We start from the raw sequence: 24,530 nt of genomic DNA, 5'->3' as shown, positions 1-24,530 counted from the left end.
CTTATAATGCCCGGCGCGAATTCGCAGGGGAGAGGACGGATGTTGTTACGTGGCCTGACCTGGCTGGTGTTGTTCCAATTGCTGGGCACAGCCATCAACCATTTGTTTTTGCCGGTGCTGCCGGGGCCGATCATCGGCCTGCTGCTTCTGCTGGTGTACCTGATCGGCCGTGGACAGGTCGGTGAGCCGCTGAACCTGGCGGCCAGCAGTCTGTTGCGTTACCTGCCGTTGCTGCTGGTGCCGCCGGCCGTGGGCGTGATGGTTTACGCCAAAGACATTGCCGCGGATTTCTGGGCCATCGTCGGCGCGCTGGTGTTGTCGCTGCTGCTGTCCATGGCCTTTGCCGGTGTGCTGATGCAGCGCATGGTCAAGCGCCACGCGCACCGTGAGGACTCGCAATGATCTTCGACTGGCAAGGCGCGTGGACATCGGTGATTCATCACCCGTTGTTCGGCATCGGCATTACCCTCGGCGCCTATCAGCTGGTGCTGGCGGCGTTCGAGAAAACCCGCTGGATTTTCTTGCAGCCGGTGCTGGTCTCGATGCTGCTGGTCATTGGCGTGCTGGTCGGTTGCGGCCTGACGTACGCCGAGTACCGCAAGAGCACCGAGATCCTCAGTATTCTGCTCGGCCCCGCCACGGTGGCGCTGGCCGTGCCGCTTTACCTCAATCTGCGACGGATCCGACAGTTGTTCTGGCCGATATTTACTACGCTGGTGATAGGCGGCGTGGTTGCCACTGGCATGGGCGTGTTGTTGGGCTGGTCGTTCGGGGCCGAGCACATGATCCTGATGACCATGGCGCCGAAGTCGGTGACCTCGCCGATTGCCATGCTGGTGGCCGAGCAGATTGGCGGTGTCGCTGCGCTGGCGGCGGTGTTTGTGTTGATCACCGGCGTGATCGGCGCGATCTTTGGACCGAGCCTGCTCAGCCGACTCGGCGTCCACAGCCCCGAGGCGCGCGGCATGGCGCTGGGCATGACCGCTCACGCGGTGGGCACGGCGGTGGCGATGCAGGAAAATGAAGAGTGCGGCGCCTTTGCGGCGCTGGCGATGAGTCTGATGGGCGTGGCCACGGCGGTGCTCCTGCCGTTGGCGGTGTCGATGGTGGTGTAAGGAAATGTCTATGAGCTTGCCGCTTTTCCCGCTGAACACAGTGCTGTTTCCCGGCTGCATTCTCGATCTGCAGATTTTCGAGGCGCGCTACCTGGACATGATTGGCCGCTGCATGAAGCAGGGCGGCGGCTTCGGCGTGGTGTGCATCCTCGACGGCGAAGAAGTCGGCATCGCCCCGGCGGGTTATGCGCTGGTCGGCTGTGAAGCGCTGATCACCGATTTCAAGCAGCAGGACAACGGCCTGCTGGGGATTCGGGTACAGGGTGGGCGGCGTTTCCACGTGCTGCGCACCGAGGTGCAACGCGATCAGCTGACCATCGCCGAGGTCAAGTGGCTGGAAGACGAGCCCGAGCAGCCGTTGCAGGACGAAGACGCCGACCTGGTGGCGCTGCTCAAGGCCCTGGCCGAACACCCGATGGTCGAGGCGTTGAACATGGGCACCGAAGCCACCGGGCAACAATCGTTGGCCAATCAATTGGCTTACCTGTTGCCGTTCGCCGAAGTGGACAAGATTGATCTGCTGCAACTCGATGATCCGCAGCAGCGACTGGATGCGATTCAGGCGCTGCTGGACGAGTTGCAGGGCGAATTGTTCGCCTGATCAGTAGGCGTATCGCAGCATCGCGTGCGGCAGGTGCCGCAACGCAAAGAAGCCGAACAGCGCCACCATGGCCGGCAAGATCAGCCACCAGACTTTCGGTGGCAGGGGGTTGAGGGGCGTCTGGCGCTGAATCAGCCCCAGGCTCGCCGCACACACGCACGCAGCCAGCATCGCGCCAGCCAGCACATCCGTCGGCCAGTGCGCACCCAGGTAGACACGCGACAAGGCAATCGCCAGTGCCGGCAGACAGCCGACCAGCAGCCAGGTCAGGCGCATTCGCGGTGGTTGTCCACGGCCAGCCAGCACGGCGAGGGTCAGGAACAGCGCGAACGAACCCGACGCGTGACCGCTGGGCATGCTGTAGCTGACCAGCGGATCACTCAGCACTTCCGGGCGTACCCGGGCAAAAAACTGTTTGGTGAAGGTGTTGCCGAGTGCGGTGACGAGCAGCGTACTGCAAGCGAAAATCGCCTGCCGCCATTGCCGAGTCAGCAACAGCAATACGGTGAGCAGGGCGCTGAACATCAGCATGTTGCGGAATTCGCCGATCAGCGTGAAGGTCACGGCCACTTCATCGAGCGCCGGGCTGCGGTGTTCCTGGATCAGCGTCATCACGCCCTGATCGAGCGCGGTGAGGTGCGGGTAGCCGATGAACAGTCCGGCCAGAATCAGCACGCTCATGCCGGCAATCAGGATGGTCGCCTTGCGATGGCGACGCAGGCTGCTGGTGACGCTCAATCCCACCATGACCGCGATACTGCCGGCGACGATCCCGGCCTCAGGCCAGAAGCCTTCCGGCAATGGCAGGCGGATCGCCGCGCCCGTAGCCCAGCCCGGCAGCAGATAGGCGACGCTCCAGCCGGCGGCCGCGAGCAGGCTGACCGCGGCGAAACGCGGGAAGGGCATGTCGAACATCCCGGCGACCATCGGCAGCATCGGCCGCAGCGGCCCGATAAAGCGCCCGACCAGCAGGCTGGCGATGCCGTAGCGCTGGAAGTAGGCCTCGGCGCCGGCGATCCATTCCGGATGATGGCGCAGGCCGGGCAGGCGCCGGATGTTCTGATGGAAATGTCGCCCGATGAAGTAGGAAACGATATCGCCGAGCACGCCGGCGACGAAACCCAGCAGCAGTGTTTCGCTCAGCGACAGCGCACCGCTGCCCGCCAGCACCGCGACGGCAAACAGCAACACCGTGCCGGGCACGATCAGCCCGGCAATCGCCAGGCATTCCACGAAGGCCACGATGAAAACTGCCGCTGCGAGCCATTGCGGGTTGGCGGCGAGCCATCCGGTCACGCTATCGAGCCATGGGCCCATAAAAACAACTCCATTGAATTTTTATAGTCGCCCGCCACGGGCGAACACAACCTGCAAAACACCACCGACCTCCTGTAGGAGCGAGCCTGCTCGCGATGATCTCCAGGACGCCGCGTTTATCCAGGCAGCACGCGTTATCGTTGACGACCATCGCGAGCAGGCTCGCTCCCACAAGGGATTTTCGTGTTCATGACAGCAAAAAATAATCGCGACCTTCGACCTGCCCCCGTCGCAGCGGGTTCCGCGTGCAATACGGCGCGTAAGCCGCATCGACGAAGCGGTACATCAAGTGTTCGTCACGGCCATGGGGGATGCCCAGTCGCGTGGTTTGAATAATGTGGCCAGGCGTCGGGCCGGCGTCCTCCACCAGCAGCACTTCATGATCGAAACGCTTGGCGTCCCAGACCGGCACCTTCAAGCCCAGCGCCTTGCACAGCAGCGTTTGCCCGGCGCAGAGCTTTTGCGAGGGGCGAGGGCGGCCCTGGGCGTCGGGGTTGTTCAACAGCATCTGCGCCAGGCTGGCCGGTCCGCTCAACTCATCGACCCATGGATAGGCCGATTTGATCAGCACCGCGTTGCCCGGTCCCTTGGCGCTGAAATTCAGGGAATCGCCGCCACGGGCGTAATACATGTAGATGTGGCCGCCATCCAGAAACAAAGCCTTACGCTTTTCTGTGTAGCCGAGAGAGGCATGGCTGCCTTTTTCTTCGTAGTAATAGGCTTCGGTTTCGATGATCCGGGCGCTGAGCCACAAATCACCGACGCGATGACGGATGACTTTGCCGAGGAGATCCCGCGCCAGCGTTTGCGCGTCGCGGTCGAAAAATGCGTCCGGAAGCCCGGTGGGCAGGCCTGCAGCGGTCGCACGAACAGTCAGGTTGGACATGATGAGCGGCATTTATCAAAGCTGATTGAGTCGCGATGATAACAATTTGCAGCTTAATCACGGCTGAACGTCGGCAAATAGCCCTCCATTTCGACCATCCGCCCGTCACCGCTGTTAGTCCATGGACGCGACAGCTATAATCTGCCGCTTTACTCTTTACCAAGACCTTAGCAAAGACCACCACAGACAATGACTGAGTCCGTTCTCGACTACATGACCCGCCTGGGTCGCGCTGCCCGCGAAGCGTCGCGCATCATCGGCCGTGCCAGCACCGCGCAGAAAAACCGCGCCCTGCAGGCAGCGGCCAATGCGCTGGATGCTGCGCGCGCCGAGCTGACGGCCGCCAACGAGCTGGACTTGGCGGCAGGTCGCGCCAGCGGTCTTGAACCTGCGCTGCTGGAACGTCTGGCGCTGACCCCGGAGCGCATCGACGGCATGATCGTCGGCCTGCGCCAGGTCGCCGCATTGCCGGACCCGGTCGGCGCGATCCGCGACATGAGCTTCCGTCCGTCGGGGATTCAGGTCGGCAAGATGCGTGTACCGCTGGGCGTGATCGGGATCATCTACGAGTCCCGGCCGAACGTGACCATCGATGCCGCCAGCCTGTGCCTCAAGTCCGGCAACGCGACCATCCTGCGCGGCGGTTCCGAGGCGATCCATTCCAACCGTGCCATTGCTGCCTGCATCCAGCGCGGCCTGGCCGAAGCCGACCTGCCGGCGGCGGTGGTTCAAGTGGTCGAAACCACCGACCGTGCCGCGGTTGGCGCACTGATCACCATGCCTGAATACGTCGACGTCATCGTGCCCCGTGGCGGCCGTGGCCTGATCGAGCGGGTCAGCCGCGACGCACGCGTGCCGGTGATCAAGCACCTGGACGGCATCTGCCACGTTTACGTCAGTGCCCACGCGGACCTGCCGAAAGCCCAGCGTATCGCTTTCAATGCCAAGACGTACCGTTATGGCATCTGCGGCGCGATGGAGACGTTGCTGGTCGATCAAACCGTTGCCAAAGATTTCCTGCCATCGATGGCTGCGCAGTTCCGCGAAAAAGGCGTCGAGCTGCGCGGTTGCGAGCGCACCCGGGCGATCATCGATGCCGCCGTGGCCACCGAAGAAGACTGGCACACCGAGTACCTGGCGCCGATTCTGTCGATCCGCGTGGTCGACGGGCTGGATCAGGCCATCGAACACATCAATACGTACGGCTCCCATCACACCGATTCGATTGTCAGCGAACGCCAGGGCGACACCCGGCGTTTTGTGGCTGAAGTCGATTCGTCGTCGGTGATGATCAATACCCCGACCTGCTTCGCCGATGGCTTCGAATACGGATTGGGTGCCGAGATTGGCATTTCTACTGATAAGCTGCACGCCCGCGGCCCGGTGGGCCTCGAAGGTCTGACCTGCGAGAAGTACATCGTGGTCGGTGATGGCCAGTTGCGCGGCCAGGCGTCGGTCTGACTTGAGCGACCTTAATCCGTCGGCTCCGGTCACCGCCAGCGAACCCGCGCCGCGACGCATTGGCATGTTGGGCGGGACGTTCGACCCGGTGCACATCGGCCATTTGCGCGGTGCGCTGGAAGTCGCCGAATCGCTGGCGCTCGATGAGTTGCGATTGACACCCAGTGCCAGGCCGCCTCATCGCGGTACGCCGCAGGTGTCGGCGAAGGACCGTCTGGCGATGGTCGAGTGCGCGGTGGCCGGTGTGGCCCCGTTGGTGGTGGACGCCCGCGAATTGCAGCGGGACAAGCCGTCCTACACTATTGATACCCTGGAACTGATGCGTGCCGAACTGGCCGCAGATGACCAGGTTTTTCTACTTTTGGGCTGGGACGCATTTTGCGGCCTGCCCACTTGGCACCGCTGGGAAGAGTTGCTCCAGCATTGCCACATCCTGGTGCTGCAACGCCCGGATGCCGACAGCGAACCGCCGGATGCCTTGCGCAACCTGCTGGCAGCGCGCTCGGTAAGCGACCCGCTGGCCCTCAATGGGCCGAGCGGACAGATTGCATTCGTCTGGCAGACGCCGCTCGCGGTATCCGCCACCCAGATCCGTCAACTGCTGGCCAGCGGTAAGTCGGTACGTTTCCTGGTGCCCGACGCGGTCCTGGCCTACATCGATGCGCACGGACTCTACCGTGCGTCGAACTGAAAAAGGGTGCGCTTCAAGGCACGTGAATGCGTGTAGCGAAGCGCCCGAACATACGAGCAAAACGAGTTTTATATGACTGACAAAGACGTAGCTAAAGTTAAGCGCAAAGGCACATTCAAAAGCGCTCCCCTGCCGGTAGAAGCACCAACCGGCCCCGAGCTGGCTGGCGAAGCGCTGGTCAAGGTTGCCGTGGCAGCCCTGGAAGACGTGAAGGCCCAGGACATCCAGGTCATCGACGTTCGTGAAAAGCAGAGCATCACTGACTTCATGATCATCGCCACCGGTACGTCCAACCGCCAGATCGGCGCCATGCTGGACAAGGTCCGTGAAGCCGTCAAAGCCCAGGGCGTCAAGCCACTGGGTGAAGAAGGCAAGGGCGACAGCGACTGGGTCCTGCTGGATATGGACGACGTCATCGTGCACATGATGACCGCCTCGGCTCGCCAGTTCTACGACCTGGAGCGCCTGTGGGCCGGTGCCGAGCAAAGCCGTTCGGCCAGCGCCGCGCACCACAGCCCGGAAAACACCCATGAGCATTTCACCAAGCTCAACAAAGACCAGCAGTAAGGGACCGCTGTGCGACTGCGACTGATCGCCGTCGGTTCTCGCATGCCCAAATGGGTGGAAGAAGGCTGGCATGAATATGCCAAGCGTCTTCCGTCCGAGCTGGCGCTGGAACTGGTGGAAATACCGCTCAATACCCGTGGCAAGAACGCCGACGTGGCGCGCTTCATCCGTCAGGAAGGCGAAGCCATGCTGGCTAAAGTCGGGCCTAATGAGCGTGTTGTCACCCTCGAAGTCCACGGCAAGCCCTGGAGCACCGAGCAGCTGGCGGTCGAACTCGATCGCTGGCGCCTGGACTCGCGCACGGTCAATTTCATGGTCGGCGGCCCCGAAGGGCTGGCGCCGGAAGTCTGTGCCCGGGCCGATCAGCGCTGGTCGTTGTCGCCGTTGACGTTGCCGCACCCGCTGGTGCGGATTCTGATCGGCGAACAGCTGTACCGTGCCTGGACAGTTCTGTCCGGCCACCCCTACCACAAGTAGTTTTGCCTCATGTCTCAGCCGATCCGCATCAAGGACCACGAAAAAGACGCCCGTCTGGTGCGTGGCCGCGTCGTGTTCGGGGCAATTGCGGTGGTGGCGCTGATTGGCGTGCTGATCGCTCGCCTGTATTTCCTCCAGGTGATCCAGTACGAGTACCACTCGACCCTGTCGGAAAACAACCGCGTCCATGTGCAGCCGATTCCGCCCACCCGTGGGCTGATCTTCGACCGTAATGGCGTGGTAGTGGCCGACAACCGGCCGAGCTTCAGCCTGAGCATGACCCGCGAGCGCTCCGGCGACTGGCAGCAAGTGCTCGACGTGATTGTCGAAGTGCTGGAGCTGACGCCCGAGGATCGGGTGATCTTCGAGAAACGCATGCGTCAGGGGCGTCGGCCGTTCGAGCCGGTGCCAATCCTGTTCGAGTTGACCGAAGAGCAGATCGCCCGTATCGCTGTGAACCAGTTCCGCCTTCCGGGTGTGGAAGTGGTGGCGCAGTTGGTGCGGCATTACCCGCAGGGCGCGCACTTTGCGCACTCCGTGGGTTACATGGGGCGGATCAACGAGAAAGAGCTGAAGTCCCTCGATCCGGTCAATTACAGCGGCACCCACCACATCGGCAAGACCGGCATCGAGCGTTTCTACGAGCCCGAGCTGCACGGCCAGGTGGGTTACGAAGAAGTCGAAACCAACGCACGAGGCCGCGTATTGCGGGTGCTCAAGCGTACCGATCCGATTCCCGGCAAGGACATCGTCCTGAGCCTGGACATCAAATTGCAGGAAGCGGCCGAAGCGGCACTCGGCGGTCGCCGGGGCGCGGTGGTGGCACTGGACCCGAAAACCGGCGAAGTGCTGGCCATGGTCAGCCAGCCGAGTTTCGACCCGAACCTGTTCGTGACCGGCATCAGCTTCAAGGCTTATTCCGAACTGCGCGATTCCATCGACCGACCGCTGTTCAACCGCGTGCTGCGCGGCCTGTATCCGCCGGGCTCGACCATCAAGCCGGCGGTGGCCATCGCGGGGCTGGATTCCGGCGTGGTCACTGCGTCGACCCGGGTCTTTGACCCCGGCTACTACATGCTGCCCAACTACGATCACAAGTATCGCAACTGGAACCGTACCGGCGACGGCTACGTGGACCTGGACACGGCGATCATGCGTTCCAACGACACCTACTTCTATGACCTGGCGCACAAGCTGGGGATCGATCGGTTGTCAGCGTACATGGGCAAGTTCGGTATCGGCCAGAAGGTCTCCCTGGACATGTTCGAGGAGTCGCCGGGCCTGATGCCGTCCCGCGAGTGGAAGCGCGCGACTCGCCGGCAAGCCTGGTTCCCGGGTGAAACGCTGATCCTCGGGATCGGCCAGGGCTACATGCAATCCACCCCGCTGCAACTGGCCCAGGCCACGGCGCTGGTGGCCAATAAAGGCGTGTGGAACCGTCCGCACCTGGCCAAGACCGTCGAAGGCGAGCGGCCCAAGGATGAAAACCCCATGCCGGACATCGTCCTGCGCGATCCGTCCGACTGGACCAAGGTCAACCACGGCATGCAGCAAGTGATGCACGGCGCCCGTGGTACGGCGCGCAAGGCCTCGATCGGCGCGCAGTACCGGATTGCCGGCAAAAGTGGTACGGCCCAGGTGGTCGCGATCAAGCAGGGCGAGAAGTACGACCGCTCCAAGGTTCAGGAACGCCATCGCGACCACGCCTTGTTCGTCGGCTTCGCGCCGGCCGACAACCCGCAAATCGTGGTGTCGGTGATGGTCGAGAACGGCGAGTCCGGTTCCGGTGTCGCCGCGCCGGTTGTACGCCAGGTCATGGATGCATGGCTGCTGGACCAGGACGGCCGACTGAAAGCCGAGTACGCCAGCCCAATCAGTGCGGAGGCTACGGCCCGTGAAGAGTAATTTCGATCGCATCCTCTCCAGCGAGGATGTGATGCGTCGCCGTGCGACGCTGTTGCAACGCCTGCACATCGACGGCCCGTTGCTGATCCTGTTGCTGACCCTCGCCGCCGGCAGCCTGTTCGTGCTGTATTCGGCCAGTGGCAAGAGCTGGGACCTGCTGGCCAAGCAAGCCACGTCTTTCGGCATCGGCCTTGTATCGATGATCGTCATCGCCCAGTTCGAACCGCGCTTCATGGCCCGTTGGGTGCCGGTCGGTTATGTGGTCGGCGTGTTGTTGCTGGTGGTGGTGGACGTCATGGGCCACAACGCCATGGGTGCCACCCGCTGGATCAACATTCCCGGGGTGATCCGCTTCCAGCCGTCGGAGTTCATGAAGATCCTGATGCCGGCGACCATTGCCTGGTATTTGTCCAAGCGTACATTGCCGCCGCAGCTCAAGCATGTGGGCGTCAGTCTGTTCCTGATCGGTTTGCCGTTCATTCTGATCGTGCGTCAGCCTGACCTTGGGACCTCGCTGTTGATCCTCGCGGGCGGCGCGTTCGTGCTGTTCATGGGCGGGTTGCGCTGGCGCTGGATTCTCAGCGTGCTCGCTGCTGCCGTGCCGGTGGCCGTGGGGATGTGGTTCTTCATCATGCACGACTACCAGAAGCAGCGAATCCTGACGTTCCTCGATCCGGAAAGTGATCCGCTGGGCACCGGCTGGAACATCATTCAGTCAAAAGCCGCCATCGGTTCCGGCGGTGTCTTCGGCAAAGGCTGGCTGCTGGGCACCCAGTCACACCTGGACTTCCTGCCGGAAAGCCACACCGACTTCATTATTGCGGTGATGGGCGAGGAATTCGGCCTGGTCGGCATCTGCGCACTGCTGCTGATTTACCTGCTGTTGATCGGACGTGGGCTGGTGATTACCGCCCAGGCCCAGACATTGTTCGGCAAATTGCTCGCGGGCGCCCTGACCATGACGTTTTTTGTTTACGTTTTCGTCAACATCGGTATGGTCAGTGGCCTGTTGCCGGTTGTGGGGGTGCCGTTGCCGTTCATTAGCTACGGAGGAACTTCGCTGGTTACGCTGCTGTCAGCGTTTGGGGTTTTGATGTCGATCCATACCCATCGTAAGTGGATCGCACAAGTTTGAATAAGGTGAAGATTTCAATGCAAGTAATGCGCGGCTGGGCGACTCGCAATGCACCGTGGGTCGGCCTGGTAAGCATCCTTGGCATCGCGCAGGACGCGTTGGCCGGCGATTACGAAGGCACGCCCCAGGTGGCCGAATTCGTCGGTGAAATGACCCGCGACTACGGTTTCGCCGGTGAGCAGCTGATGGGCGTGTTCCGCGAAGCCGAGCGCAAGCAGGCGATTCTGGACGCGATCTCCAAGCCGGCCGAGCGGGTCAAGCAGTGGAACGAATATCGCCCGATGTTCATCACCGACGCGCGCATCGCCCGCGGTGTGGACTTCTGGCGGCAGCACGAGGCGGTACTGGCCCGGGCCGAGCAGGAATATGGCGTACCGGCCCAGGTGATTGTCTCGATCATCGGCGTTGAGACCTTTTTCGGCCGTAATACCGGCAATTACCGGGTGATCGACGCCTTGTCGACGCTCGGTTTCGACTATCCTCCCCGTGCCGAATTCTTCCGCAAGGAATTGCGTGAGTTCCTGCTGCTGGCCCGTGAAGAACAGGTCGATCCATTGACCCTCAAAGGCTCTTACGCCGGGGCGATGGGCCTGCCGCAATTCATGCCGAGCAGTTTCCGCGCCTATGCGGTGGATTTCGACGGTGACGGCCACATTAATATCTGGACCAACCCGGACGATGCCATTGGCAGCGTCGCCAGCTATTTCAAGCGTCACGGCTGGGTGGCCGGCGAACCGGTGGTGAGCCGCGCCGATGTGCGGGGCGATCAGGTCGACCAAGGTTTGACCACGGGCATCGAACCGACTAAAACCGTCGGGGAGTTGCGGGCGCTGGGGTGGTCAAGTCATGATGCGCTGCGCGATGATATGCCGGTCACGGCATTCCGCCTGGAAGGTGACAATGGCCCCGAATACTGGATGGGCCTGACGAATTTCTACGCGATCACGCGTTATAACCGCAGCGTGATGTACGCCATGGCCGTACATCAACTGTCTGAACAGCTGGTCCAAGCACGGGGCGTCAAGTAATGCGGGCATTGCCTATGAATAAACCCCTGAAGCTGATGGCATTCGCCGCGTTGGCAGTGCTGGTCGCCAGTTGTTCGACCAGCCGCGCGCCGACACAGAAATCTTCCTCCACCGCTGTGCGCTCTGCGCCGGGGCTGGACATCAACCGCGCCCACAAGGATGGCGCGCCGTGGTGGGACGTTGACGTATCGCGCATCCCGGATGCCACGCCGACCCTGCACACCGGGCCTTACAAGGCCAACCCTTACACCGTGCTGGGCAAGACCTATTTCCCGTTGCAAGAGTCCAAGACCTACGTCGCCTCGGGCACGGCGTCGTGGTACGGCACCAAGTTCCATGGACAGAACACCGCCAATGGCGAGGTGTATGACCTGTACGGCATGAGTGCCGCTCACAAGACATTGCCACTGCCAAGTTACGTTCGGGTGACCAACCTGGACAATAACAAGACCGTGATTCTGCGGGTCAACGACCGTGGCCCGTTCTATTCGGACCGCATCATCGACTTGTCCTACGCCGCCGCGAAGAAACTCGGTTATGCCGAAACCGGCACGGCGCGGGTCAAGGTCGAGGGCATCGATCCTCAGCAATGGTGGGCCGCCAAAGGCCGTCCGGCGCCTTTGATGCTCAACGAGCCGCAAGTAGCGCAAAATGCCGCGCCGACGATTACCGCATCCGCCGGCACGGTCGAACAATGGACGCCACCGCCGCAGCAACACGCCGCCGCTGTCGTGCCTGTGCAGATCGATGCAAAAAAAAACGCTTCTGTACCAGCCTCTGGCCAGTATCTGCAGGTGGGCGCGTTCGCCAACCCGGACGCTGCAGAACTCCTGAGATCGAAGCTGAGCGGGATGGTGAGCGCTCCGGTGTTCATCAGCTCGATCGTGCGCAACCAACAGACACTGCATCGGGTGCGCCTGGGGCCGATCGGTTCGCCGGGTGAAATCCAGCAAGTGCAGAACAGCGTGCGCCTGGCCAATCTCGGTTCACCGAGCGTGGTCACCGCCGAGTAATACGTAGTACTTGATTGACGGTTCACTTGCGGTTCTGGGGGGTGAACCTGGTTGTTGGCTCGCTGAAGAACAAAAGCCCGGCAAGGGTTCTGAGTGAACGACTGAACACGCGATGGCCCGTTAGAAGGCTGTCTGATTAGTTTTTGCCTTCCAAGGCAAGTTTCCATTAGCGATTTCGAGAGACGGATGAACATCACCACCTTTGCCAAACGCCTGTGCCTTCTAGTCCCGCTGCTCCTCTCGCCAGCCGCCTTCGCGGTCGAGATGATGCCGTCGCCGCCACAACTGGCCGCCAAAGCCTATGTGCTCATGGATGCCAGCAGCGGCAACGTGCTGGTCGAGAACAACGGTGACCAGCGTCTGCCGCCAGCCAGCCTGACCAAGCTGATGACCGCGTACATCGCGACCCTGGAAATCCGTCGTGGCCAGATCGGCGAAAACGACCCGGTGACCGTCAGCGAAAACGCCTGGCGCACCGGCGGTTCGCGGATGTTCATCAAGGTCGGTTCGCAAGTGACCGTCAGCGATCTGCTGCACGGCATCATCATCCAGTCGGGTAACGACGCCAGTGTTGCGCTCTCCGAGCACATCGCCGGCAGCGAAGACGCGTTCGCCGACATGATGAACAAAACCGTGGCCGACCTGGGCATGACCAACAGCCACTTCATGAACCCGACCGGTCTGCCGAACCCTGAGCACTACTCGTCGGCGCACGACATGGCCGTGCTGGCTCGCGCGATCATCCACGAAGACCCGGCTCACTACGCGATCTACTCGCAGAAAGAGTTCTTCTGGAACGGCATCAAGCAACCTAACCGCAACCTGCTGCTGTGGCGCGACAAGACCGTTGACGGTCTGAAAACCGGTCACACCGACGAAGCCGGCTACTGCATGGTGTCCTCGGCTGTACGTGATGGCATGCGCCTGATCGCCGTGGTGTTCGGCACCAACAGCGAAGTGGCTCGTGCCGCCGAGACCCAGAAACTGCTGACCTACGGTTTCCGTTTCTTCGAAACCCAGACCTTCTATCAGAAAGGCGCCGAGCTGGCTCAGGCCCCTGTCTGGAAGGGCAGCACCAATCAAGTCAAGGCCGGCCTGGCTGAAGACCTGACCATGACCCTGCCAAAAGGCCAGCTGAAAAAGCTCGCCGCCAGCATGACCATGAACCCTCAACTGGTTGCGCCAATCGCCAAAGGCGACGTGATCGGTAAAGTCGAAGTGAAACTGGACGACAAGGTGGTGCACAGCGCTGACCTGATCGCTCTGGACGCGGTCGAGGAGGGTGGTATCTTCCGTCGCATGTGGGATAGCATCCGTCTATTCTTCTACGGCTTGTTCAACTGATAGTGTGCACCTGCATGGCCCCGCGCTCATTCGGCGTGGGGCTATGCCCGTCGCCACGGCTTACGCTTACGAGGCCGTTACGCCATGACCGATACCGAAGTAAAGGCGCCTAAGATCGAATTCCCCAACGTTGATTACCCGGTTAAGGTGATCAGCGATACCGGTGTAGGCAACAAAGACAGGATCATCGAGATCGTCAAGAAACACGCGACGATCAATCACGACCGTGTGGATGAACGCCAAAGCACCAATGGCAAGTACACCACGATTCAATTGCACATCGTCGCCACCGACCAGGACCAGCTGTACAACATCAACAGCGAACTGCGGGCTACCGGCTTCGTGCACATGGTGTTGTGATGTCTGGCACGCTGGGCTTTCGCGAGCTCGGCCAGATGGCTTACGAGCCGGTCTGGCATGCCATGCAACGCTTCACCAACGAACGCGGCAGCGATGCCGCCGACGAGGTCTGGCTGGTAGAGCACCCTCCGGTGTTCACCCAGGGCCAGGCCGGCAAGGCCGAGCACTTGTTGTTGCCGGGAGACATTCCGGTGGTGCAGGTCGATCGTGGTGGTCAGGTGACTTATCACGGTCCTGGTCAGTTGGTGGCCTACCTGTTGCTCGATGTGCGCAAGCTGGGTTTCGGCGTGCGTGACCTGGTCACCCGCATGGAACATTGCCTGATCGAGCTGCTGGCCAGTTACGGCGTCACGGCCGCGGCCAAGCCGGATGCGCCGGGTGTGTATGTCGACGGGGCGAAAATAGCGTCCCTGGGTCTGCGGATCCGCCACGGTTGTTCCTTTCATGGCCTGGCCCTGAACGTGGACATGAACCTGGAACCGTTTCAACGAATTAATCCCTGCGGCTACGCCGGGCTGGCGATGACCCAGCTGAGCGATCACGCAGGATCGATTGAATTTGCCGAGGTAAGTGCCCGGCTGCGCGCGCAGCTCGTCAAACACCTCGACTATGCTGAGCAGACGACCCTAACGGGCGGAATCGACTGATATGACTACTGATGCAGTGCAAACCATGATCCCGACGCTGGATGTTACCGAGCGTCCGGCCCCGCGTGCCAAGGTTGAAGCCGGCGTCAAGCTGCGCGGCGCCGAGAAGGTTGCACGCATCCCGGTAAAGATCATTCCGACCACCGAACTGCCGAAGAAACCTGACTGGATCCGCGTGCGCATCCCGGTTTCGCCGGAAGTCGACCGCATCAAGGCCCTGCTGCGCAAACACAAACTGCACAGCGTGTGCGAAGAAGCTTCCTGCCCGAACCTGGGCGAGTGCTTCTCCGGCGGCACCGCGACCTTCATGATCATGGGCGACATCTGCACCCGTCGCTGCCCGTTCTGCGACGTGGGTCACGGCCGTCCAAAACCACTGGACGTGAACGAGCCGGAAAGCCTGGCCATCGCCATCGCCGACCTGAAATTGAAGTACGTCGTGATCACCTCGGTGGACCGTGACGACCTGCGTGACGGCGGTGCCCAGCACTTTGCCGACTGCATCCGCGAGATCCGCAAGCTGTCGCCGAACGTGCAGCTCGAGACCCTGGTCCCGGACTACCGTGGCCGCATGGACGTCGCACTGGAAATTACCGCTGCCGAGCCGCCGGATGTGTTCAACCACAACCTGGAAACCGTACCGCGTCTGTACAAGGCCGCGCGTCCGGGTTCGGATTACCAGTGGTCGCTGACCCTGCTGCAACGCTTCAAGCAGATGATGCCGCACATTCCGACCAAGTCCGGCCTGATGCTGGGTCTGGGCGAGACCGACGAAGAAGTCATCGAAGTCATGAAGCGCATGCGCGAACACGACATCGACATGCTGACCCTGGGCCAGTACCTGCAACCGTCCCGCAGCCACCTGCCGGTCCAGCGTTTCGTGCACCCGGACACCTTCGCCTGGTTCGCCGAGGAAGGTTACAAGATGGGCTTCAAGAACGTCGCTTCCGGCCCGCTGGTGCGTTCCTCGTACCACGCCGACGAGCAGGCGAAGCTGGTCAAGGCTGAACTGATCTCTGCCTTGTAACAAAACGCCCGTAAGGTCTTTCGACCTTGCGGGCGTTTTTTATTGGCCGTGCCTACGGCAACTACAGTCTTTTCCTGCAACCCGCAGGGCGACTGACCCTCTTCTGTTTATCCCCGTTCCTGACTACTGTGTGCTGAAGCTTTTGCGCAGGGAGATTCATGGATGACCGTTCGACCCACCCACACTCTGTTTCCACATACACCGGTGCCGGCCTTGCCTTCGCAAGGGCTGATCGGCGTGATCGCGCCTGCGGGCCCCGCAGCGCTGGACACCGATAAAGCCGTTGCCTGGATGCGGGCTCGCGGTTATGCGCTGCGAATATTTCCCGGTGTCTACGAGCAGGACGGCTATCTGGCCGGCAGCGACGAAGTGCGCCTCAATGACCTGCACGCGGCGTTTGCCGACAAAGAGGTCGATGCCATCATTTGTCTGCGCGGCGGTTATGGCACCCCGCGTTTGCTGGATCGCATCGATTTCGAGTTGCTGCAAAACAACGCCAAACCGTTCATCGGCTACAGCGACATCACCGCGCTGCACCTGGCAATCAGCCGTTATGCCGGCTTCGTGACCTTTCATGGTCCGTTGCTCAATGCTGACCTGCTGGGCGACAAGCAAAAACCTACCGAGGCTTCGTTCTTCAACATGCTCAGGGGGCAGGTGAAGGCCGGCAGCGTGCTGACGCACCCGGTGGCCTATCCGTTGACCACGATCGAGCCAGGCATCGCTCACGGGCGTTTGCTCGGGGGCAATCTGTCGATGATCGCCGCGACCATGGGCACGCCGTACGAAATCGATGCCGAGGGCATCATCCTGTTCATAGAGGACATCAACGAGCCGTTGTATCGCGTAGACCGGCTTCTGACGCACCTGCGTCTGGCCGGCACGCTGGGCAAGTTGCGTGGGGTTCTGGTGGGGGATGTGGCCGGGGTGGATACGGTGGCGCTGGAGCGTTTGCTCAAGCAGACCTTTGAACCGCTGCGGATACCGGTGCTGTCGGGGTGGCGCAGCGGGCATTGCGATCCGAACCTGACGTTGCCGATGGGGGCATTGGTGAGGCTGGATGCGGGGAGCAAGGAATTGGTGTTGGAGCAGGATGTTGTGATCAAGCGGTAAATCTACAGCGCCTGGTAGTCAGTCATCGCCGGCAAGCCGGTCTCGCTCCCACAGGTGACCGCGTTCTTTCATTGGAAAGTGATCGAATGTGGGAGCGAGCCTGCTCGCGATGCTTTTAGCGGTTACGCAGGCCTTCGAGCAGCTTATGCGTCGGATACCCATCCGCCGGCCAGCCAAATGACTGCTGGGCGCTGCGGATGGCTTTGCGGGTATTGGCGCCGATGATGCCGTCGGCCGTGCCCGCGTCGTACTTCTGTGCGCTCAGCAGGTTCTGCAGCTCGATCCGCTCGGAGCGGCTCAGTGGCAGGTCATCCTTCGGCCAGGTGCCGCTGATCAGGCCACCACCGTTGAACCGCTCGGACAGCAAACTGACCGCCAGGGCGTAGGACGACGAATTGTTGTACTTGAGGATCGCGCGGAAGTTGTCGAGCACCAGGAACGCCGGGCCGCGATAACCGGCCGGCAGCAACAGCGCCGCCGACAAGTGTTCGGAGCCCGCGGGAACCTGTGCACCGTTAGGGAGCGTGACGCCCAATTGCTGCCATTCGGCGACGCTCTTGCGAATCGTGCCATCGGCCAGAACGTAGTTGAAGCTGCCCGGTAGTTGCACTTCAAAGCCCCACGGCTGGCCTCTTTGCCAGCCAGAGCTTTGCAGGTAATGCGCAGTCGAGGCCAGGGCATCGGCGGAGCTGCCCCAGATGTCGCGGCGACCGTCGCCATCGAAGTCCACGGCGTGGGTGTTGTAAGTGGTCGGGATGAACTGGGTCTGGCCCATGGCGCCGGCCCAGGAGCCGAGCATCTTCTCAGGTTCGATATCGCCCTGTTGCAGGATCTGCAGGGCGGCGATCAATTGCGCGTGGGCAAACCCGGGGCGCCGGCCTTCGTAGGCCAGGGTCGCCAGGGAGTTGATCACCGACTTGCTGCCCTGAAACTGCCCGAAGTTACTCTCCATTCCCCACACCGCGACCAGCGCCTGGCGATCGACGCCGTAGCGCTGCTCGATGCTCTGCAGGATGTCCGCGTACTGATTGACCAGCGCCTGGCCTTTGCGCACGCGCAGCGGCGACAGGGCACCATCGAGGTATTCCCACACCGGACGGGAAAATTCCGGCTGGCTGCGGTCGGCGCGGATCACGCTGGTGTCGAGGCTGACATTGGCGAAGGCGCGATCGAACAAGTCGGCGCGGATACCGGCGGCCAGTGCATCCTTGCGGAAACCCGCCTGCCATTCGGCGAAGGTCTGGGTGGGCTGGATGTCGAGGTTCTCACCGGTCGGCACCACGGGCGGAATTACCGCGGGGGCTGTTGCAACGGGGAGGGTCTGAAGCGGTTGGGCGTCGGCGGCGGTCGGTTTTTCCGCGCAGGCGACTAGCAGTACGAGACTGGAGGCAGCGATCAATTGGCGCAGGTGCCAACGACGGGAAATACAAAAGGGCATGCACGGGTCCAGGGAATACGAATCAGGTGCAGACCTTAACATGTTGAGCGCTGGCTTGCCTTTCAGGCCGCCAGAAAGTAAGAAGCCTCCCAGTTGTCAGACTGGAAGGCTTCGCGGCGGTAGCTGCCTTTGCCTTTGCCGGCTCGTTCCTGACGGCTGCGGAACAGTGGCTGGGCGATGATGGATTTGGCCTTGTTGGGGCCATGCTTGGATGGCTTTTTGCTCATGATCGGATCTCTTGATTGAGTGGGTTTTGCGGGGGAAATAATCTGCCGAAGTTGGGGTTCTGTCTAGACCCTGCATTGCGTAGGACCTTTCGCATCCCTGTAGGAGCGAGCCTGCTCGCGAAGAACGCAAAGGCACCACTGGCATCCTGGATGCCCGCGTTATCGTTGTCGTCCTTCGCGAGCAAGCTTGCTCCTACAGGAATAGGCGTGATGTCTTACTCGGCAGGCAATGTCAGCCGCTGTCCGGCCATCAACAACGACAGCCGGCTCAAGCTCATCCACGGCGATCCCGCGGCCTGGCCCTTGATCTGGGCGTCGATGCGCTGAGCTTCCAGCAACAACTGCGCCCAGCGTTGCGCCGAGTAACGTTGCAGGGCTTTGCTCATCAATGGTTTGCGCTTGTCCCAGACCGGCGGTCGGGCTGAGCTGAAGGCTTTGTCCAGCGGCACACCCTGGCTGTATTGCAGCGAGAGGTTTGCCAGCAGGCGCAATTCACGGGCCAGGGCCCAGAGAATGACCGGCGGTTCTACGCCTTCACCGCGCAACCCTTCCAGCATGCGCAGGGCATGGGCCGCCTCGCCATTGAGAATCGCATCCGTCAGCCCGAAGACGTCGAAGCGCGCGCTGTCGGCCACCGCCGCTTGCACGGTCTCGACGGTGATCTGGCCACCTTCGGCCATCAGCTTGAGCTTTTCGATTTCCTGGGCGGCGGCCAGCAGGTTGCCTTCGACACGCGCGGCGATCAATTCGACAGCGTCCTGGCTGGCGGAAAGCCCGGCCTGGGACAGGCGCTGGCGGATCCAGCTCGGCAACTGGCTGGCGTCTACTGGCCAGATTTGCACGAACTGGGTGTGCGGGCCTTCGACCAGCGCCTTGCCCCACTTGGTTTTCTGCGCGCTGCCGTCGAGCTTTGGCAGGCTGATGAGCAATACCGTGTCTTCAGCCGGGCGCGAGCAGTATTCGATGAACGCCGCGGCCCCCTTGTCACCGGGTTTGCCGGACGGCAGACGCAGCTCCAGCAGACGTTTTTCCGCGAACAACGACATGCTCGCGCCAGCCTGCAGCAGCGTACCCCAGTCAAAACTGGCGTCGGCGGCAAACACCTGGCGTTCGTCGAAACCTTGCTGGCGAGCGGCGGCTCGAATCGCGTCGGCGGCTTCCTGGCATAACAGCGGATCATCGCCACTGATGACGTAGACCGGCGCGAGGGCGCCTTGCAGATGCTTGGCGAGTTGGGCGGGGGCGAGCTTCATAAGAGAGGGCGAACGGGGCGCCTGAGCGCCCCGTAAGTCTTACTGCTGCGGGATTTCGATAGGCGACTGACGCGGGGTTTCCGCTTCAGCCTTGCGCGCGGCTTCCAGTGCCGCGGCGTCAGCCTTGGCCTTGGCTTCGGCGGTCTGGGTCAGCTGGTCCAGCTGGGCCGGGCTGATCTGTTGCAGACGCAACACCATGCGCTGAACCAGTTCACGACGCATTTCCTTGCGCGCATCGTTGGCTTCCTGGTCGGAGCCCACGAGGTTGTTGCCGTCGTGGATGAAGACCTTCTGAACTTCGATCTTGTCGCTCAGCAGCGGCAGATTGCTCCCACTGCGGATGTCGTAATTGAGTACGGTTGTCAGCTGATACTCGCCAGTACGGCCGGCGCCTGCATAGCTGAGGATGCGCTGGCTTTCCTGCTCGTCGGCCAGTACCAGTTTGTAAGGTGCGCCGACGTGGATGTTGACGCCGTTGCTTTGCAGAACCTGGCGCATCATCGTGACAGTTTCGCCGTAGGAGTTACGCGCGCTCAGGTCGAGTTCCTTGAGGGCGATTTCATAGGTGCCGGTGCCGCGCAGCTGGAAACCGCAGGCGCTCAACAGGACCGCGAGGCCCATCACCAGCAAATTGCGTTTGATCATCTTGTTGCTCCCCTTGAAACCATGTGGGCCGACCGTGCGGCCCGAAAGGTTTTACTCGGCGCCGGGCTCACCCGGCGCCTGATCCAATTAGCTGGCGACGATATTGACCAGTTTCCCGGGCACTACGATCACTTTGCGAATAGTCAGGCCATCGACGAAACGCAGCACATTTTCGTTGATGCGCGCAGCGGCTTCGATCTCTTCACGCGTCGCGCTGGCCGGCATTTCGATCTGGCCGCGCAGCTTGCCGTTGACCTGGATAACCAGCGTCAGGCTGTCCTGCACCAGTGCGCTTTCGTCCAGCACCGGCCAGCCAGCGTCGATCACCGGGTCAGCGTGACCCAGTTGATTCCACAGCTCGTGGCTGATGTGCGGGGTGATCGGTGCCAGCAGCAGCGTCACGGTTTCCAGACCTTCGTGAAGCAGCGCGCGATCCTGTTCGGTCGCTTGCGCGGCTTTTTCCAGTACGTTCATCAGCGTCATTACCTGAGCAATGGCGGTGTTGAACTTGTGGTTCTGGCCCACGTCGTGGCTGGCCTGCTTGATGGCCTGGTGGATCGCGCGGCGAATGACTTTCTGCTCGTCATTCAGACCGGCGACGTCCAGTTTGCCCGGCAGGCCCTGGTTCACGTGGGCCTGAGCCAGGCGCCAGACGCGCTTGAGGAAGCGGTGCGAGCCTTCGACGCCGGAGTCGGACCATTCGGCGCTCATGTCAGGTGGCGAAGCGAACATCATGAACAGGCGGCAGGTGTCTGCGCCGAACTGGTCAATCATCGATTGCGGGTCAACGCCGTTGTTCTTCGACTTGGCCATCTTCTCGGTGCCGCCGATTTCCACCGGCAGGCCGTCGGCGATCAGCTTGGCGCTGATGACCTTGGCCTTGCTGTCGCGCTCGAGTTCGACGTCCGCCGGGTTGAACCAGGTGTAGGCGCCATTGGCTTCGCGACGATAGTAAGTCTCGGCGATCACCATGCCCTGGGTCAGCAGGTTCTTGAACGGCTCGTTGGAGCTCACCAGGCCTTCGTCGCGCATCAGCTTGTGGAAGAAGCGCGCGTAGAGCAGGTGAAGAATGGCGTGTTCGATACCGCCGATGTATTGATCCACCGGCAACCAGTGGTCAGCCGCGGATTTTTCCACCAGGCCGCCCTCATAGTGCGGCGAGGCGTAACGGGCGTAGTACCACGAGGACTCGACGAAGGTGTCCATGGTGTCGGTTTCACGCTTGGCCGGAGCGCCGCATTTCGGGCACGAGCACTCGTAGAACTCGGGCATGCGCGCCAGTGGCGAACCGGCGCCATCCGGCACCACGTCTTCCGGCAGGACCACTGGCAGTTGATCTTCCGGGACCGGCACATCACCGCAAGTGTCGCAGTGGATGATCGGGATCGGGCAGCCCCAGTAGCGCTGACGGCTGATGCCCCAGTCGCGCAGGCGGAACTGGGTACGCGAGGCGCCCAGGTTTTTCTTGATCAGCGCGACTTCCATGGCGTCGAAAGCGCCTGCGAAGTCGAGGCCGTCGAACTCGCCGGAGTTGATCAGCGTGCCGTGCTCGCCGTACGCGTCCTGCCACGGAGCCGGGTTGGTGTCGCCGGAACTGGTGCGCACCACCGACTTGATCGGCAGGTTGTACTTGTGGGCGAACTCGAAATCGCGCTCGTCGTGGGCCGGCACAGCCATTACCGCGCCATCGCCGTAGTGCATCAACACGTAGTTGGCGACCCACACCGGCAGTTTTTCGCCGGTCAGCGGGTGCTCGACGAACAGGCCGGTCGGCAGGCCTTTTTTCTCCTGGGTGGCGACGTCGGCTTCGGCAACGCTGCCGCCCTTGCATTCAGCGATGAACGCTTGCAGCTCAGGGTTGTTCTGCGCGGCCAGGCTGGCGAGGTGGTGCTCGGCGGCCACGGCGACGTAGGTGGCGCCCATCAGGGTGTCCGGACGGGTGGTGAAGACTTTCAGGGTGCCGCTTTCGCCGATGGAGTCGACGTTGTACGGGAACTGCACTTCCATGCCGCGGGACTTGCCGATCCAGTTGCGCTGCATGGTCTTGACCTGTTCAGGCCAGCCCGGCAGATCGTCGAGGCTCTCCAGCAGTTCATCCGCGTAGGCGGTGATCTTGAAGTAGTACATCGGGATTTCGCGCTTTTCGATCAGCGCGCCGGAACGCCAGCCGCGACCGTCGATCACCTGTTCGTTGGCCAGGACGGTCTGGTCGACCGGGTCCCAGTTCACGGTGCCGCTCTTCTTGTAGATCACGCCTTTTTCGAACAGGCGAGTGAACAGCCATTGTTCCCAGCGGTAGTAATCCGGCTTGCAGGTGGTCACTTCGCGGGACCAGTCCACCGCCAGGCCCAGGCTGCGCAGCTGGGTTTTCATGTAGGCGATGTTTTCGTAGGTCCACTTGGCAGGCGCTACGTTGTTCTTCATCGCGGCATTTTCCGCCGGCATGCCGAAGGCGTCCCAACCCATGGGTTGCAGGACGTTCTTGCCTTGCATGCGCTGATAGCGGGAGATCACGTCGCCGATGGTGTAGTTGCGCACGTGCCCCATGTGTAGCTTGCCGCTGGGGTAAGGGAACATCGACAGGCAGTAGTAAGTTTCCTTGCCTGGCTGTTCACTGACTTCAAAGGACTTTTGCTCGTCCCAGAACGACTGGGCGGCGGCTTCGATTTCACGGGGCTGATATTGTTCGTGCATGGCTACTTTTGAACTGAATAGGGGTGGCCTAATCCTCTTCAACGCGACGCTGGACGGTGATCACGCCAAATCGGCGTTTCGGTGCCCAGACGAGCTGGAAGTGGAGTTACAGGAAGCGCCGTAGCATACATGACCGCACTCTACCGAGGGAAACCCTGATTACTGCCGCGCATCCTGCCGAAATGGCTGCGAGGGCCGTTGGTCGCGGCGTTCAGCCGGTTTGTTGATGGAAGCTAAGCTCTAAATGGGGAGCGAGTCTTATCTTCAATGAGGTGAGGGATGGTTGAGTCACAGCAAAAAGTTACAAAACCGGAGCTGTACGAAAGACTGATCGATCGTCTGGGAATGGCCCTGGACGCGGCGAAAACCGCCGGCCGGCTGCGTGATGAACGTCCCCTGGAGCTGGAATTGCGTGGCCTGAGCCCCGCAGAGTTTGCACTGGTCAAGGCGTATCTGGATCGCAGTGAACGTGAGACACACGGATGCTTGTCAGAAGCAGTGAAGCAACTCGACGCACCACGTTCGGCCAAGATCATCTGGCTCAAGGACAAGGCACCCGGCAGAGACGCGGTAAAGGTCCGGTCTCTGCAATTCAAGTAAGGGCACTTGAACCCAGGACGTATGGTTTTTTTAAAGCATAACCCTTCCGCATTTGTTGTCGCATGGCGTCAACCCACTTAGGCTTCGGGCATCTTCAGGAGATGCTCGATGCCTTTTCGTTACTTCGTTAAACAACTTCTGCTGCCGCCCGGCATTTTGTTGCTGTTGCTGGCGCTCGCCTGGTGGTTTCGCCGCTCAAGGCCGCGGCTTGCCGGCGTGTGCTTTGCGTTGGGCGCGGGCGGTTTCTGGCTGATGAGTTTGCCGGTGGTGGTGCAGTGGGGCGCCAAGGCCCTTGAGCAAATACCGCCGCTGGGGCGCGACGAATGGGCAACGCTGGGGCAGCGGGCCGACGCGATCATCGTGCTCGGTGCGGGACGAGAGCGGGGAGATCCGGCCTGGGGGGCGGATCAGCCGACCGGTGTCGCTCTGGAGCGCGAGCGTTATGCGGCGCGACTGGCCAAGGCGTCCGGCCTGCCGGTGCTGACCAGCGGCGGCCTGCACTTCGGCACGCCGCCGACCGAGGCAAAGCTGATGGCGGATTCGTTGCTCGATGACTTTGGCGTGACCGTACGCTGGCAGGAAGGTCGCAGCCGAACCACTTGGGAGAATGCGCAATTCAGCGCCCAGGTGCTGTTGCCGGAGGGCATCAAACGGGTGGCCATTGTCAGTCAGGCGTGGCACATGCCGCGAGCCGTGTGGAGTTTTCAACAGGCGGGGTTTGAGGTGGTGCCCGCGCCGGTTGGTTTTCTGGGCGTGGACAATGCCCGACCGCTGGGCGGCTGGATGCCGGAGTTGAAGTCGATCTGGCAGAACGGGCAGTTGTTGAACGAGGCGGTGGGGCAGATCGGGTATTCGTTGTTCTATCGATAATCCAGAATCTGACACATGTCCTGTAGGAGCGAGCTCGCTCGCGATGGACGCAAAGACACCGCTGGCATCCTGGATGTCCGCGTTATCGTTAACGACTTTCGCGAGCGGGCTCGCTC

Annotated in this window: 25 protein-coding genes; 18 read left to right on the top strand and 7 right to left on the bottom strand. The window is 61.7% G+C overall.

Annotated features, from left to right (window positions below):
• Positions 1-39 precede the first annotated feature (39 nt).
• The 3 genes from ACF6ZU_RS09215 to ACF6ZU_RS09205 are packed head-to-tail and all read left to right on the top strand — an operon-like array spanning position 40 to position 1,716.
• Positions 40-402 carry a CidA/LrgA family protein gene (locus ACF6ZU_RS09215; RefSeq protein ID WP_392891738.1) on the top strand — a complete coding sequence of 121 codons (363 nt, stop codon included), beginning with the start codon at positions 40-42 and terminating at the stop codon, positions 400-402.
• Entirely contained in the window at positions 399-1,115 is a 717-nt protein-coding gene (locus ACF6ZU_RS09210; protein WP_392891736.1) for an LrgB family protein, read from the top strand. The genes ACF6ZU_RS09215 and ACF6ZU_RS09210 overlap by 4 nt, the downstream gene beginning before the upstream one ends.
• Before the next feature lie 10 nt (positions 1,116-1,125).
• On the top strand, positions 1,126-1,716 hold the full coding sequence (locus ACF6ZU_RS09205) for an LON peptidase substrate-binding domain-containing protein (protein WP_392891734.1): 591 nt from the start codon (positions 1,126-1,128) through the stop codon (positions 1,714-1,716).
• On the opposite strand, the gene ACF6ZU_RS09200 is transcribed toward ACF6ZU_RS09205, so the two are convergent.
• Entirely contained in the window at positions 1,717-3,033 is a 1,317-nt protein-coding gene (locus ACF6ZU_RS09200; protein WP_392891733.1) for a bifunctional DedA family/phosphatase PAP2 family protein, read from the bottom strand.
• Positions 3,034-3,220: 187 nt separating this feature from the next.
• Positions 3,221-3,919, bottom strand: a complete 699-nt coding sequence (locus ACF6ZU_RS09195; protein ID WP_392891731.1) for a DNA-3-methyladenine glycosylase — start codon at positions 3,917-3,919, stop codon at positions 3,221-3,223.
• Positions 3,920-4,108: 189 nt separating this feature from the next.
• On the opposite strand from ACF6ZU_RS09195, the gene ACF6ZU_RS09190 reads away from it, so the two are divergent.
• The 13 genes from ACF6ZU_RS09190 (at position 4,109) to ACF6ZU_RS09130 (ending at position 16,687) form a co-directional block, all read left to right on the top strand.
• A complete protein-coding gene (locus ACF6ZU_RS09190; RefSeq protein ID WP_392891730.1) occupies positions 4,109-5,380 on the top strand; it encodes a glutamate-5-semialdehyde dehydrogenase in 1,272 nt (423 codons plus the stop codon).
• Complete coding sequence (nadD, locus tag ACF6ZU_RS09185) at positions 5,349-6,071, top strand: nicotinate-nucleotide adenylyltransferase (protein ID WP_392891728.1); 723 nt, start codon at positions 5,349-5,351, stop codon at positions 6,069-6,071. The genes ACF6ZU_RS09190 and nadD overlap by 32 nt, the downstream gene beginning before the upstream one ends.
• 72 nt (positions 6,072-6,143) lie before the next feature.
• Positions 6,144-6,638 (top strand): ribosome silencing factor, encoded by a 495-nt coding sequence (gene rsfS / locus ACF6ZU_RS09180; protein ID WP_392891726.1) that lies wholly within the window; start codon positions 6,144-6,146, stop codon positions 6,636-6,638.
• Positions 6,639-6,647: 9 nt separating this feature from the next.
• Positions 6,648-7,115, top strand: coding sequence for a 23S rRNA (pseudouridine(1915)-N(3))-methyltransferase RlmH (rlmH, locus tag ACF6ZU_RS09175; protein ID WP_007937439.1), 468 nt, complete (start codon positions 6,648-6,650; stop codon positions 7,113-7,115).
• A 9-nt stretch (positions 7,116-7,124) separates the two neighbouring features.
• Positions 7,125-9,020, top strand: a complete 1,896-nt coding sequence (gene mrdA / locus ACF6ZU_RS09170) for a penicillin-binding protein 2 (RefSeq protein WP_392891723.1) — start codon at positions 7,125-7,127, stop codon at positions 9,018-9,020.
• Positions 9,021-9,051: 31 nt separating this feature from the next.
• Positions 9,052-10,155, top strand: a complete 1,104-nt coding sequence (rodA, locus tag ACF6ZU_RS09165) for a rod shape-determining protein RodA (protein ID WP_392893760.1) — start codon at positions 9,052-9,054, stop codon at positions 10,153-10,155.
• Between the two features lie 17 nt (positions 10,156-10,172).
• Positions 10,173-11,183 carry a lytic murein transglycosylase B gene (gene mltB / locus ACF6ZU_RS09160; RefSeq protein WP_392891722.1) on the top strand — a complete coding sequence of 337 codons (1,011 nt, stop codon included), beginning with the start codon at positions 10,173-10,175 and terminating at the stop codon, positions 11,181-11,183.
• Positions 11,183-12,196, top strand: a complete 1,014-nt coding sequence (locus ACF6ZU_RS09155; RefSeq protein ID WP_392891720.1) for a septal ring lytic transglycosylase RlpA family protein — start codon at positions 11,183-11,185, stop codon at positions 12,194-12,196. The genes mltB and ACF6ZU_RS09155 overlap by 1 nt, the downstream gene beginning before the upstream one ends.
• Before the next feature lie 186 nt (positions 12,197-12,382).
• A complete protein-coding gene (locus ACF6ZU_RS09150; RefSeq protein WP_392891718.1) occupies positions 12,383-13,540 on the top strand; it encodes a D-alanyl-D-alanine carboxypeptidase family protein in 1,158 nt (385 codons plus the stop codon).
• 84 nt (positions 13,541-13,624) lie between these two features.
• The gene (locus ACF6ZU_RS09145) at positions 13,625-13,900 is read left to right on the top strand and encodes a DUF493 domain-containing protein (protein WP_008022933.1); all 276 of its coding nucleotides are present in this window, start codon (positions 13,625-13,627) and stop codon (positions 13,898-13,900) included.
• Positions 13,900-14,547: a lipoyl(octanoyl) transferase LipB gene (gene lipB / locus ACF6ZU_RS09140; protein WP_392891716.1), complete on the top strand. Its 648-nt coding sequence runs from the start codon at positions 13,900-13,902 to the stop codon at positions 14,545-14,547. The genes ACF6ZU_RS09145 and lipB overlap by 1 nt, the downstream gene beginning before the upstream one ends.
• Position 14,548: 1 nt before the next feature.
• Positions 14,549-15,574, top strand: a complete 1,026-nt coding sequence (gene lipA / locus ACF6ZU_RS09135) for a lipoyl synthase (RefSeq protein ID WP_392891714.1) — start codon at positions 14,549-14,551, stop codon at positions 15,572-15,574.
• Positions 15,575-15,736: 162 nt separating this feature from the next.
• On the top strand, positions 15,737-16,687 hold the full coding sequence (locus ACF6ZU_RS09130; protein ID WP_392891713.1) for an LD-carboxypeptidase: 951 nt from the start codon (positions 15,737-15,739) through the stop codon (positions 16,685-16,687).
• A 115-nt stretch (positions 16,688-16,802) separates the two neighbouring features.
• Here the strand turns inward: ACF6ZU_RS09130 and ACF6ZU_RS09125 are convergent, their stop codons facing one another.
• The 5 genes from ACF6ZU_RS09125 to leuS all read right to left on the bottom strand — a co-directional run bounded on the left by ACF6ZU_RS09125 (position 16,803) and on the right by leuS (position 22,944).
• Positions 16,803-18,125: a lytic murein transglycosylase gene (locus ACF6ZU_RS09125; RefSeq protein ID WP_392891711.1), complete on the bottom strand. Its 1,323-nt coding sequence runs from the start codon at positions 18,123-18,125 to the stop codon at positions 16,803-16,805.
• 62 nt (positions 18,126-18,187) lie between these two features.
• On the bottom strand, positions 18,188-18,352 hold the full coding sequence (gene arfA / locus ACF6ZU_RS09120; RefSeq protein ID WP_008035105.1) for an alternative ribosome rescue factor ArfA: 165 nt from the start codon (positions 18,350-18,352) through the stop codon (positions 18,188-18,190).
• Between the two features lie 215 nt (positions 18,353-18,567).
• The gene (gene holA / locus ACF6ZU_RS09115) at positions 18,568-19,605 is read right to left on the bottom strand and encodes a DNA polymerase III subunit delta (protein WP_392891709.1); all 1,038 of its coding nucleotides are present in this window, start codon (positions 19,603-19,605) and stop codon (positions 18,568-18,570) included.
• A 39-nt stretch (positions 19,606-19,644) separates the two neighbouring features.
• Positions 19,645-20,250, bottom strand: a complete 606-nt coding sequence (gene lptE, locus ACF6ZU_RS09110; protein ID WP_392891707.1) for an LPS assembly lipoprotein LptE — start codon at positions 20,248-20,250, stop codon at positions 19,645-19,647.
• An 87-nt stretch (positions 20,251-20,337) separates the two neighbouring features.
• The gene (leuS, locus tag ACF6ZU_RS09105) at positions 20,338-22,944 is read right to left on the bottom strand and encodes a leucine--tRNA ligase (RefSeq protein WP_392891705.1); all 2,607 of its coding nucleotides are present in this window, start codon (positions 22,942-22,944) and stop codon (positions 20,338-20,340) included.
• Between the two features lie 279 nt (positions 22,945-23,223).
• Here leuS and ACF6ZU_RS09100 point away from each other — a divergent pair, with 279 nt between their 5' ends.
• Both ACF6ZU_RS09100 and ACF6ZU_RS09095 read left to right on the top strand, forming a co-directional pair.
• Positions 23,224-23,544 (top strand): hypothetical protein, encoded by a 321-nt coding sequence (locus tag ACF6ZU_RS09100; protein ID WP_392891703.1) that lies wholly within the window; start codon positions 23,224-23,226, stop codon positions 23,542-23,544.
• A gap of 108 nt (positions 23,545-23,652) precedes the next feature.
• Positions 23,653-24,414, top strand: coding sequence for a YdcF family protein (locus ACF6ZU_RS09095; RefSeq protein WP_392891702.1), 762 nt, complete (start codon positions 23,653-23,655; stop codon positions 24,412-24,414).
• Positions 24,415-24,530 lie beyond the last annotated feature (116 nt).

This window comes from Pseudomonas migulae, assembly GCF_043225285.1.
Taxonomy (GTDB): Bacteria; Pseudomonadota; Gammaproteobacteria; order Pseudomonadales; family Pseudomonadaceae; genus Aquipseudomonas; species Aquipseudomonas migulae_C.
The sequence above is the reverse complement of the archived record's forward strand: the minus strand, read 5'-3'. Positions and strand labels throughout refer to the sequence as shown.